This is a genomic window from Sphaerotilus sp. (assembly GCF_034519685.1).
GTDB lineage: Bacteria > Pseudomonadota > Gammaproteobacteria > Burkholderiales > Burkholderiaceae_C > Sphaerotilus.
In genome coordinates this window covers 1,379,738-1,391,344 of sequence record NZ_JAXHOF010000006.1, presented here as the reverse complement: position 1 = coordinate 1,391,344, position 11,607 = coordinate 1,379,738, and the positions used below count along the sequence as shown (strand labels likewise).

Here is an 11,607-nt window from a genome sequence, read left to right as displayed (position 1 = left end):
CCTGTGGGTGATCCAGTGGCCGGGTCAGTGCATGGCTCTTGATGAATTGTTGATAGGCTTTGAGGCAAGGACATGCCAAGGAATCCAAGATGCTGCACTCGCTGACGATCAAGAACTACCGTGCTCTGGCCAGTTTCGAGGTCTCCAGACTGGGACAGATCAACCTGATTGTCGGCAGAAACAATGGTGGCAAGAGCGCCGTGCTGGAGGCCATCCGGCTCTATGCCGGGCACGCCAACAAGGCGTTGCTGGATGACATCGCCCTGTCACACGACGAGACGCTGCAAGACCTGTTCACGGGGCGACGCTTTCCCACTGACGACGACCGGGCGCACGCGATCCAGATCGGCGAGATGGAAGACACGGCGTCCATCCTGCATATCCGGCATGCCTACGCCGTGGAGACAGAGGAACGCGCAGAAGACAACGGCACGCCCACCGTGCAGTGGCGCGTGAAGACAGTGCCGAAATCCGACCTCTCGCAGGTCGAGGGCCGGCTGATGCAAGTCCTCTATGTGACGGAGCAAGCCCGGGCATACCCCACCATTTTTCTGGACTCCGATCGCTTCCTGGTGCCCGACACGGTACCGCCTACGCCCTGCGGCTTCGTTCCGACACAGTTGCTTTCAATGGATGAACTGGCCGATGACTGGGACCAGATCGGACTGACTGAACATGAGGACATCGTTCTGCGGGCACTGCGGATCATCACGCCCGAGTTCGAAGGCCTCAAGTTCGTGCGCAACGAGGACAACCGCGCGGCCCTTGCCCGGACACCGAAAGCCCTGCGGCGCAGCGCCAAGGTCAAACTCTCGAACACCCCCGCCCCCGTCGCGCTGAAAAGCCTCGGCGACGGCATGCAGCGCATCCTGCAGATCGCGCTCAAGCTGGTCTCGGCCCGCGGCGGCTTCCTGTTGATCGACGAATTCGAGAACGGCCTGCACTACAGCGTGCAGGAGAAAGTCTGGGCTCTGCTGTTCGAGATGGCCGCGCAACTCGACATCCAGGTCTTCGCCACCACGCACAGCTGGGACTGCATCGAAAGCTTCGCCAAGGTGGCCCACGACCGGAAAGACACCGAGGGCGTTCTGTTCCGCGTCGGTCGCAGCGTGCGCACCAGCGACCAGGGCCGCATCATCGCCACCGTGTTCGATGAAGAAGCGCTTTACAGCATCACGCAATCCGATGTCGAGGTGCGCTGATGGCTCCGCACTCGAACATCCTGGTCGTCGAAGGCCCGTCAGACGAAGCTTTCTTCAAGAGTCTCTGCCACACCTTGGGGCTGGAAACCACCGTGAAGGTCGCACCCCCCAGGACGTTGCAGCCCCGCGCCTACAACACCAAGCAAGGTGTCTTCAACTACCTGCCCACGCTGCTGAAACAGCTGGACGACGGCAGCTTGGTGCGACTGGGTGTGGTGGTCGATGCCGATTCGCCACCCGATGGCGGTTTTGACAGGACACAGGCGCTGGCGACACGAACACTGACCCCATTCGGCTACACCCTGAAAACTACCCAGACCGCCGGACTCGTGTACGAACACCACGACGGACTCGCCGATGTCGGCGTGTGGGTCATGCCAGACAACCACGCCCCCGGCATGCTGGAAGACTGGGCACAGCAAGCGCTGCATCCGCAGGAGCACGCCCTGTTCGCCCACGCACGCTCGGCTGTCTTGGCCTTGCCTGAACCGCGCAAGTTCAAACCCCTGCAGCGCAGCAAAGCAGAAGTGGCAACCTGGCTGGCCTGGCAGGCTCAACCCGGACACGGTCTGGATCGCGCTGTAGAAGAGGGCTTGTTCGATACCGACAACTACAGCTACCAACAACTGGTCGCATGGCTGGCGCAGATTTTCCGGTCATGACAACGCGCCGTGCCGGCTCACGCCCCCCGGACCGTGCTCCACAGCCGCTTCAGCAACGCGATCGGCCCAAGCCGTGACTGCAGATTCCACACCGACAGCCGCTGCGTCGGGCTTCGGCTGTCGTACCAGTCGGCCAGTCTGGCCGTGGCGGCATCGGGCTCGCGCACGCTGACCAGCGTGGACTCCCGGGCGGTGGTGCCGAAGCTGCGCTGCAGGGCCTGGGTGGCGAGCAGCAGGCTGGGGTGGAGGGCTGCCTGGGTAGGGTCGTAGCAGGCATGGCGCTCGATCCAGGTGTCGCCGCAGCGCAGCCGGATCAGACCGGCGATCTCGCCCTGGTGCCCCACGAGCAGCCAGACCGCCGCATCGCCACGGGCCGCCAGCCGCGGCAGCCAGTCGCGGTACAGGGCGACCAGGCGCAGATTGCTGCCGATGGTCACGCCGTGGCCGGCCTGCACCAGCGCATCCTCCAGCGCCAGGTAGCGTTCCAGCGCGGCCAGCACATCCTCGGGCGATTCGGCAACGACCACACAGTGCTCCGGATAGGTCGCCTGCAGCGCCTGCTGCAGCCGCTGCCATGCGACCCGCACCGGTTCAGTCCGGGCCGCGGCGTGCAAGGCCCAGCTGGTGTCCAGGCGCTGGAAGGGCGCCTCGGTGTCCGGCTGCATCTGTGCAGCAAAGCCCTTGCCGGGCCGCTGCAACATGCGCAGCGGCCAGCTCCCGGAGGTCAGCTCCCGCAGGTCCAGCACCTGCCACTCTGACCGCTGCGCCACCAGCGCATCCCAGAGCGCCGACCAGACCCGGTCCGCATCGTTCAGCGCCAGCAGCCCCGGCTGGTCGCCCTCCCAGATGCCGATGTGGCGCAATACCCGGACCGACAGGCCGTAGTGCCGCTCGGTCACCCGCACCAGCGGCAGCACACCGTGCAGCCGGCCCTCTTCATCGCGCACCACCAGCACCCATAGATCGTCACCAGGCGCCGACAGGTGCTGCCAGGCCGGACGCACATAGCCCCAGGTGACGTACAGGCCGTAATGCTCGGCCTGGTCCTCCAGTGACTCCCACGCCGTGCGCAACGTCACCAATGCGGACTCGTCGCGCACAACGGTGACAGACAGGGCGGAGGGACGGGGCTCAGGCTGGATCATGGTGTCAGGGGCGAGAGGCTGGGTCGAACACTGGTACGCCAGTGTGCAACAACGCGGCCACCTCCCGCTGCAGGCGCTCGGGCGTCACCTGCGCGACAGGCAGTGCCGGACCGGCCACCACCTCGACCCGGCTGAACACCCCGCGCCGCAGTGGTCGCGCCATCGCCCGCCCGCCCTCGATGCGCGAGAAGGTCGAGCCCCACAGGTTGACCAGCGCCACCGGCACCACCGGCACCGGCTGGCGCTCCAGGATCTTCATGATGCCGCCCTTGAAGGGCTGCAGCGTGCCGTCGCGGGTGATGCTGCCTTCCGGGAAGATGCCGAGCAGGTCACCCTCGGCGAGCACCTTCGCGGCCTCGGCGAAGGCGCGCTCGTAGACCACGGGGTCTTCCTTCTGCGGCGCCACGGGGATCGCCTTGACCAGCCGGAACAGGCGGCCCAGCACCGGCGTGGCGAAGATGCGGTGGTCCATCATGAAACGGATCGGCCGCGGGCTGGCGGCGGCCAGCACGATCGCGTCGACGAAGCTGACATGGTTGGCGGCCACGATCGCGGCGCCCTCGGTCGGGATGTGCTGCTCGCCGGTGAGCTTCAGGCGGTAGACGAAGCGCGTCAGCACGAAGGCCAGGAAGCGCAGCAGGTACTCCGGCACCAGCAGGAAGATGTAGCCCGCCACCAGCGCATTGGCCAGCCCGGTCGCCAGGAACACCTGCGGGATCGTGGCGCCCGCGCCGAGCATCGCGCCGGCGATCAGCGAGCTGGCGATCATGAACAGCGCGTTGAGGATGTTGTTGGCGGCGATGATGCGGGCGCGGTGGCTCTTGGGCGCGCGCAGCTGGATCAGCGCGTACATCGGCACGCTGTAGAGCCCGGCCGAGCCGGCCAGCAGCGCCAGATCGGCCATCACGCGCCAGTGCGCCGGCTGCGCGAGGAAGGCGCCGAGCGTGTACGACGCCGCGCCCTGCGGCGGCGGCAGGCCGGTCGCGGCGAAGTACAGGTCGACCGAGAACACCGTCATCCCGATCGCACCCAGCGGCACGAGGCCGATCTCGACATGGCGCCGGGACAGCACCTCGCACAGCAGCGAGCCGACACCGATGCCCACCGAGAACACCACCAGCAGCAGCGACGCCACCTGCTCGTTGCCATGCAGCACCTCCTTGGCGAAGGCGGGGAACTGGCTCAGGAACACCGCGCCGAAGAACCACATCCACGAGATGCCCAGCAGCGAGCGGAAGACGACGATGTTCCCGTGCGCGAGCTTGAGGTTGCGCCAGGTCTCGGTGAACGGGTTGGGGTTGATCTTCAGCGTCGGGTCGGTCGCGGGTGTCGGCGGCACGAAGTGCACGACGATGCGCCCCAGCACCGCCACCGCCACGCAGCCGATCGCCACCGCCTGTGCCCCGACCTGCGGCAGCCCGATCAGCAGGCCACCCGCCACATTGCCGAGCAGGATGGCCACGAAGGTGCCCATCTCGACCATGCCGTTGCCGCCGGTGATCTCGCGCTCGTTCAGGTGCTGCGGCAGGTAGGCGAACTTGACCGGGCCGAACAGCGTCGAGTGCAGCCCCATCAGGAAGACGCAGGCCAGCAGCGTCACCACCCGCACGTTCTGGGCGTCCTGCACGAAGGCCCAGGCCGCCAGCCCCATGATGCCGATCTCCAGCGACTTGACGAAGCGCATCAGCAGCGCCTTGTCGAGCTTGTCGGCGAGCTGGCCGCTGGTGGCCGAGAACAGCAGGAAGGGCAGGATGAACAAGGCCCCGATCACCAGCCCCGCCAGCGAGGGCGGCAGCCAGTCGACCTGCAACTGGTAGGTCACCAGCACCGTGAAGGCGAACTTGAACAGGTTGTCGTTGCCGGCGCCGAGGAACTGGGTCCAGAAGAACGGCGCGAACCGTCGCTGGCCCAGCAGCGCGAACTGGCTGGTCTGGTCGGGGTGGCTCATGCGGAGCGATCCTCTTGGTCGTCGTCAGGGGGCGGCGCGCAGGGATCGGCGCCGCCGGGAGACTGTAGTGCAGTGGGCCGCCGGTCAGCGCACGGTCTGTGGCGCGCCGGCCAGTCCCGCACGCTGCAGGAAGGTGAACACCGAGTCCACCGTCACCGTGTCGATGCGGTCGGAGAAGCGCCGGACGGACGGGTGGTCGTCGAAGGCGACATTGGCGGTGCCGACGCGGGCGCCCAGGCGCTGGCCGACGCTGAGGTTGAGCGTGGTCGGCTGGTAGCCCTTGAACTGCAGCCAGGCCTGGGCGCGGGTGCGGTCACAGGCGCTCGGCTCCACCGCGCAGGCCAGCGTCTCCAGCGCCCACTGGTTGCTCTGCTGGTAACGCTGCGCCCACGGGTAGGCGACCATGCTGTAGGGCATGTGGTGCAGCGCCGCCGCCCGCGTGTTGTCGTGCAGCAGCGGGCGCAGCGCGGCCTGCACGGCGGGCGTGGGAATCACCAGCCCGGCCTCGAAGTCGTGGAGGTCGTCGCTGAAGAACTCGGCCAGTCCCTGCCGGTACAGCGCCGACTCGGCCGTGCCGCACTGGTTGAGCTTGTGGACGATGCGCCAGGCCATGGCGCCGTCGTCGCGGTAGACATAGCCGAGGTGCGAGTAACGCACGCCGTAGCGGTCGAGGTTCTGGCCGCGGCGGGCGATGACCGCCAGCTTCGCGCCGCTGCTGTCGAGCCAGCGCGCGGTCTTCACGGCCAGGTCGAGCGCGCTGCGGATCTGCTCGGGCGACGGCGGCTTGTGCTCGCAGTTCCGGCCGGCCTGCGCCGGGGTCGCCGCCAAGCCGAGCACCAGCGCCAGCGCGGTCGAGATCGTGGTGGTGTTCATCGTGTCATCCGTTCGTTGTAGATCAGCGACTGGCCGATCTCGTTGGGGATGAAACACAGCGCCTTGCCGGCGGCCGACAGGATCCAGCCGGTGCTCAGCGCCGTGACCACCACGGCGGTGCCGGCGGTGACGGACACGGCCTCGGCACCCGCCGCACTCAGCGTCAGCACGACACTGGCGCCCGTCGAGGCCTGGGTCAGCACCCAGACCGTGCCCGCGGCGGCGACCTGCACGCTGGCCACCGTCAGCACTGCCCCGGCCGACAGCACCGCCGCCGCCGGGGCCGCCGAGAGCGCCAGCGGCACGCCCAGCGACAGGGCGGACAGGGCACTGGCTTCGGAGCCGTCGCGGTGGGCGTGGGCGGCCATGGGGGCCACGGCGAGGGTGGCGGCCAGCAGGAGGCCGAGGAGCTTGTTCGGGGTCTTCATGGGGTCACCTTGTGGGGTGGGTGCCCGCTATCGCGGGCATGACGGGCCGGGGTGCGGCGGGATCAGGCTTCGTCGCGGGCTTCGCGGCGGCCCTGCAGGCGGGCTTCGAGCACATCGGCCTCATGGGCATCGCGCAGCGTCTTGGCCAGCGTGAACACCGACGAGATCAGGAACAGCCAGCTCACCGCGAGGTAGGCCTTCCACACCGGCTGCACGTCCATGCGCCACAGGCCCCAGCCCGTCAGGCCCATCGCCAGGAAGAAGCCGCCCCACACCACCCACTTCCAGCCCGGGGTGTCGCTGCGGCGCTTGTCGTTGTCGCGGATGAACTTGGACAGCCCGAACGCCGAGGTCAGGCAGAACAGGTAGCCCATCACCATGAACGCCCGGTCCAGGTCCTGCCCCGGCAGCCAGGCCAGCCCGGTCGCGCACAGCGTCACCGCCAGGCCGAACGAGATCCAGACCTGCATCCGCCAGGCGCGGGTGTCGCGGCGCACGGCAAACGACGCAGCCGAGGAAGTCGAGGACGTCGAAGAAGACGGGGAGAACGGATCGGAGGACATGGTGTCGGGCCTTTGCCTTGCGGCGGGTGAGGGGTCGTTGAACACGGAACGAATAGTCGGACAGCCAACCACAGGGTGCAACCATAAGCAACGAAATATCAGGCAATGCGTCGATGAGTATCATTTGACGATACCAAATCACCCTTGACCGCCCTTCCCCCCGAGGAAACGCCATGAGCACCACCGCCGACCTGATCCGCGTCCTCAAGGCCGAGCTGAAGACCGCCGGCCTCACCTACGCCGCGCTGGCCCGCGAGCTGGACATGGCCGAGTCCAGCGTCAAGCGCATGTTCGCGCAGGGCGACATGCCGCTGTCGCGCATCGACGAGATCTGCCGCGTGCTGCGCACCGACTTCGCCGAACTGGCCCGCCGTGTCGCCGACGACACGCCGCCCCGGGTCGAGCTGACGCCTGAGCAGGAGCGCGCCGTGGTCGCCGACCGCAAGCTGCTGCTGGCGGCGATCTGCTGCCTGAGCCAGTGGACCTTCGAGCAGGTGCTCAGCGGCTACGGCTACACCGAGGCGGAGCTGACGGGCTACTTCGTGCAGCTCGACCGGCTCGGCATCATCGAGCTGAAGGCGCAGAACCGCTACCGCCTGAAGGTGGCCAAGACCTTCCGCTGGCGCCCGCACGGGCCGGTGATGCAGTTCTTCCGCGCCGAGGTGGTGCCCGACTACTTCCGCGGTGGCTTCGACCATGAGGGCGAGCAGCTCATGCTGGTCCACGGCGAGATCAACACCCGCGTCGCCCAGGTCTTCAATGAACGCCTGGCGCGCATCACCAGCGACTTCGCCCAGCAGCACCTGGCCGACCAGCGCCTGCCCGACGACCAGAAGCGGCCCTACACGCTGGTGATCGGGATGCGCTCATGGCTGTTCGGGCCGTTCCGCGACCTGCGCCGGTCTTGACCGGACACTGCAACATTGAACACGCATTGAACGAAGAATGAACACTGTCTGAACATACACCCGGAGTTTCCCGATGCACCGGGTTTCCCCTCTCCTGACAAGTGCCTGACGCGGACAAACTGACTGCGCATTGGAACCGGTTCCAATGCGCCGTTTCATCGCCTGGATCCCCCCTGGAGCCCGTCTTGCCCGCACCGATCGCCAGCCCGTCCGCCCACTGCATCGCTCCCCCGGAGGGTTCCGCGATGGCGAGCCCCGGTTTCCTGTGGGGCGTGGCCACGGCGTCGTACCAGATCGAAGGCGCCATCCACGCCGACGGCCGCCTGCCCAGCATCTGGGACACCTTCTCGGCCACCCCTGGCAAGACCCTCGGCGGCGACAGCGGCGAACACGCATGCGAGCACTACACCCGCTGGGCCGAGGACGTGGACTTGATCGCCGACCTCGGTGTCGACGGCTACCGCCTGTCCATCGCCTGGCCGCGCGTCATGCACGCCGACGGCACGCCCAATGCAGCGGGCCTCGATTTCTACCGCCGCCTGCTGACCCGCCTGGGAGAGCGGGGCATCCGGCGCTTCGTCACGCTCTACCACTGGGACTTGCCGCAGCACCTCGAAGACCGCGGCGGCTGGCTCAACCGCGACACCGCCTGGCGCTTCGCCGACTACGCCGCGTTGGTGGCGCGCGAACTGCGCGGGCTGGTGGACGGCTGGATGACGCTGAACGAGCCGTGGTGCTCGGCCTTCCTCGGCTATGGCAACGGCCACCATGCGCCGGGTCTGGCCGATCCGCGCTACGCCACGCAGGCGATGCACCACCTGCTGCTCGGCCACGGGCTGGGCCTGCAGGCGATCCGCGAACACGACCCCGGCACGCCCGCCGGCATCGTCGCCAACGTCGGCCGCGGCACCACCGATTCCAGCGACCCCGCGGACATCGAGGCCGCCCGGCTCTACGAACTCCAGCACAACGACTGGGTGCTGCAGCCCCTGCTGGCCGGCCGCTACCCGGCCGATCTGTTCGAGCGACTCTGGCCCGGCAGTGCGCCGCTGGTGCTGCCCGGCGACATGGACCTGATCCGCCAGCCGCTGGACTTTCTCGGCATCAATTACTACTTCCGCAGCAACCTGCGCAGCGACGGCGCCACGGGCTTCCGCGATGTGCCACTGGACGGCGTCGAGCGCACGCAGATGGGCTGGGAGGTCTACCCGCAAGGCCTCGAAGACCTGCTGCGCCGCTTCAAGGCGGTCTACCCGAACCTGCCGCCGGTCTACATCACCGAGAACGGCATGGCCAGCGACGACGCCGTGGTCGACGGCCGTGTCGACGACCCGCAGCGCCAGTCCTACCTGAAGCGCCATTTCGCGGCGGTCAGCGCCGCGATGGACGCGGGCGTCGAGGTGCGCGGGTACTTCGTCTGGTCGCTGATGGACAACTTCGAATGGGCGTTCGGCTACGAGCGCCGCTTCGGGCTGGTCCATGTGGACTACACGACCCAGGCACGCACGCTGAAGGACAGCGCCCTCGCCTTCCGGACCTTTTTGCAACAGCGTCGGGCAGCCGCTCTACCAGCCGCCCTTACAACCTGAGGAGACAAGCGATGACGAAGACCCTGAACCTCCGCATGAAGCAACTGGCCGCTGTGGCCCTGATCAGCGTCGGCAGCATGGGCGCTGCCCACGCCCAGAAGGCTGAAGTCATTCACTGGTGGACCTCGGGTGGCGAAGCCGCCGCCATCAAGGAATTCGCCACGATGTACACCAAGATGGGCGGCACCTGGGTCGACACCCCGATCGCCGGCGGCGGCGGCGCACAGGCCCGCACCGTGATGGCCAACCGCACGATGGGCGGCGACGCCCCGACGGCCGCCCAGTACAACTACGGCAAGCAGTACGAGGAGATCATCAAGGAAGGCCTGCTGAACGACCTCGACGACGTGGCCAAGAAGGGCAACTGGGACAAGCTGCTGCCCGAGAAGATCCGCAACGCCGTGAAGGTCAATGGCAAGTATTTCGCCGTGCCGGTCAACCTGCACAACGAGAACTGGGTCTGGTACAACAAGGCCGTCCTGGCCAAGGCCGGCGCCAAGGAGCCGACCAACCTCGACGAGATGATGGCCGCGATGGACAAGGTCAAGGCGGCGGGCGGCGTGGTGCCGCTGGCCCTCGGCGGCCAGGGCTGGCAGGAAGGGATCACCTTCCGCGGCGTGCTGCTGGCCACCGGCGGGCAGGATCTGTACCTGAAGACCTTCAAGGACAAGGACGCCTCGACCCCCGGCTTCCGCAAGGCCGTCGAGACCTTCAAGAAGCTCAAGGGCTATGTCGATCCTGGCTCCCCGGGCCGCGACTGGAACCTGGCCACCGGCATGGTCATCGAAGGCAAGGCCGCCTTCCAGATGATGGGCGACTGGGCCAAGGGCGAGTTCGTCAACGCCGGCAAGACGGCCGGCAAGGAATACGGCTGCTTCATGGCCGGCGGTCCGAAGATGCCCTACGCGATCGGCGGCGACGTGTTCGTGTTCCCGAAGCAGAAGGCGCCTGACGCCGCGGCGGCACAGAAGAAGCTGGCCGAGATGATGATCTCGCCGGAAGGCCAGGTCGCCTTCAACAACAAGAAGGGCTCGATCCCGATCCGCACTGACGTGGACACCAGCAAGATGGACATCTGCGCCCAGGCCGGCGTGCAGGCCATCAAGGAAAACCGCCTGCTGCAGAGCGACAACGAGCTGCTGAGCCCGGATGCCAAGGGTGCCTTCGAGGACGCGGTCAGCAAGTACTGGAACTCCAACCAGTCGGCTGACGACGCCATCAAGGCGATGGCCACCGCCCTGAAGCGCTGAGGCTTCACCGCGCGGGGACAGGGGCCGAACGCGGCCCTCTGACCCTGCGCTCCTGTTTCTCCCTTACGCGACCCCCTGACCCGGTCGGGCACCTGCCCCGGGTCAGGCTGCCGCATGACCAGCGAGACCCGCCATGGCGCGCTCCGCACGACCCAAACGCCTGAACCTGGCCCTGCACATCGCGCTGCTGCCGCTGGCCATCACCGCCCTGCTGGCCTATGTCGGCTCGGTGATCTGGAGCATCCGGATCTCGCTGTCCTCGTCCAAGCTCTTCCCGCGCGACGACTGGGTCGGGCTGGACCAGTTCCAGCGCCTGTTCGAGACCGACCGCTGGATCGTCTCGCTGCAGCACATGGGCGTGCTCGCGGTGGTCTACATCCTCGGCGTGCTGGTGCTCGGCACGCTGATGGCCATCTTCATCGACCAGCAGGTCAAGGCCGAGAGCTGGTTCCGCACCATCTTCCTGTACCCGTACGCGATGAGCTTCGTCGTCACGGGGCTGATCTGGCAGTGGCTGTTCAACCCGACGCTGGGCCTGCAGAACGCCTTCCGCCTGATGGGCTGGGAGAGCTTCACGCTGGACTGGACGGTGCGGTCCGACATGGTGCTGTACGCGATCGGTCTGGCGATGGTCTGGCAGGGCAGCGGCACGACGATGGCCATCCTGCTGGCCGCATTGCGCGGCGTGGACGAGGAGCAGTGGAAGGCCGCCCGGCTGGAGGGCGTGTCCAAGCCGCGCTACTACCTCAGCGTCGTGCTGCCGCAGCTCGGCCCGGCCTACGCCACCGCCTTCGTGCTGCTGGCCGTCGCGCTGGTGCGCACCTTCGACGTGGTGGCCGTGATGACCAGCGGCGGCCCAGGCGATGCCAGCGAAGTGCCCGCGAAATTCATCATCGACCACCTGTTCGGCCGCAACAACATCGGGCTGGCCTCGGCCGCCTCCGTGGTGATGCTGGTCACCGTGTTCACCGTGCTCGCGCCGCTGCTGTACTGGCGCTCCAAGGTCCAGGCGCGTCAGAACGCCGGCCACTGAGGGTTT

11 protein-coding genes are annotated in these 11,607 nt (G+C 67.5%); 6 read left to right on the top strand and 5 right to left on the bottom strand.

Translation table 11 applies throughout. From position 1 onward, the window contains the following. Positions 1 to 89 precede the first annotated feature (89 nt). Positions 90 to 1,202, top strand: a complete 1,113-nt coding sequence (locus U5O44_RS17520) for an AAA family ATPase (protein WP_322589685.1) — start codon at positions 90 to 92, stop codon at positions 1,200 to 1,202. Further along, entirely contained in the window at positions 1,202 to 1,864 is a 663-nt protein-coding gene (locus U5O44_RS17515) for a DUF3226 domain-containing protein (RefSeq protein ID WP_322589684.1), read from the top strand. Before U5O44_RS17520 ends, U5O44_RS17515 begins: the two co-directional genes overlap by 1 nt. Before the next feature lie 17 nt (positions 1,865 to 1,881). Here U5O44_RS17515 and U5O44_RS17510 read toward each other — a convergent pair whose 3' ends face one another. From U5O44_RS17510 to U5O44_RS17490, 5 genes are all read right to left on the bottom strand, one after another. Next, the gene (locus tag U5O44_RS17510; protein ID WP_322589683.1) at positions 1,882 to 3,009 is read right to left on the bottom strand and encodes a GNAT family N-acetyltransferase; all 1,128 of its coding nucleotides are present in this window, start codon (positions 3,007 to 3,009) and stop codon (positions 1,882 to 1,884) included. A 4-nt stretch (positions 3,010 to 3,013) separates the two neighbouring features. Continuing rightward, entirely contained in the window at positions 3,014 to 4,957 is a 1,944-nt protein-coding gene (locus tag U5O44_RS17505) for an MFS transporter (protein ID WP_322589682.1), read from the bottom strand. A gap of 84 nt (positions 4,958 to 5,041) precedes the next feature. Further along, the gene (locus U5O44_RS17500; protein ID WP_322589681.1) at positions 5,042 to 5,830 is read right to left on the bottom strand and encodes a DUF2145 domain-containing protein; all 789 of its coding nucleotides are present in this window, start codon (positions 5,828 to 5,830) and stop codon (positions 5,042 to 5,044) included. Continuing rightward, on the bottom strand, positions 5,827 to 6,258 hold the full coding sequence (locus U5O44_RS17495; protein WP_322589680.1) for a hypothetical protein: 432 nt from the start codon (positions 6,256 to 6,258) through the stop codon (positions 5,827 to 5,829). The genes U5O44_RS17500 and U5O44_RS17495 overlap by 4 nt, the downstream gene beginning before the upstream one ends. A 62-nt stretch (positions 6,259 to 6,320) precedes the next feature. Continuing rightward, on the bottom strand, positions 6,321 to 6,728 hold the full coding sequence (locus U5O44_RS17490) for a YiaA/YiaB family inner membrane protein (RefSeq protein ID WP_322590525.1): 408 nt from the start codon (positions 6,726 to 6,728) through the stop codon (positions 6,321 to 6,323). A 266-nt stretch (positions 6,729 to 6,994) separates the two neighbouring features. Here U5O44_RS17490 and U5O44_RS17485 point away from each other — a divergent pair, with 266 nt between their 5' ends. The 4 genes from U5O44_RS17485 (at position 6,995) to U5O44_RS17470 (ending at position 11,601) form a co-directional block, all read left to right on the top strand. After that, positions 6,995 to 7,729, top strand: coding sequence for a helix-turn-helix domain-containing protein (locus U5O44_RS17485; protein ID WP_322589679.1), 735 nt, complete (start codon positions 6,995 to 6,997; stop codon positions 7,727 to 7,729). Between the two features lie 245 nt (positions 7,730 to 7,974). Next, positions 7,975 to 9,318: a GH1 family beta-glucosidase gene (locus tag U5O44_RS17480; protein WP_322590524.1), complete on the top strand. Its 1,344-nt coding sequence runs from the start codon at positions 7,975 to 7,977 to the stop codon at positions 9,316 to 9,318. Between the two features lie 11 nt (positions 9,319 to 9,329). Further along, positions 9,330 to 10,568 (top strand): ABC transporter substrate-binding protein, encoded by a 1,239-nt coding sequence (locus tag U5O44_RS17475; protein ID WP_322589678.1) that lies wholly within the window; start codon positions 9,330 to 9,332, stop codon positions 10,566 to 10,568. Positions 10,569 to 10,701: 133 nt separating this feature from the next. Further along, positions 10,702 to 11,601: a carbohydrate ABC transporter permease gene (locus U5O44_RS17470; protein WP_322589677.1), complete on the top strand. Its 900-nt coding sequence runs from the start codon at positions 10,702 to 10,704 to the stop codon at positions 11,599 to 11,601. Positions 11,602 to 11,607 lie beyond the last annotated feature (6 nt).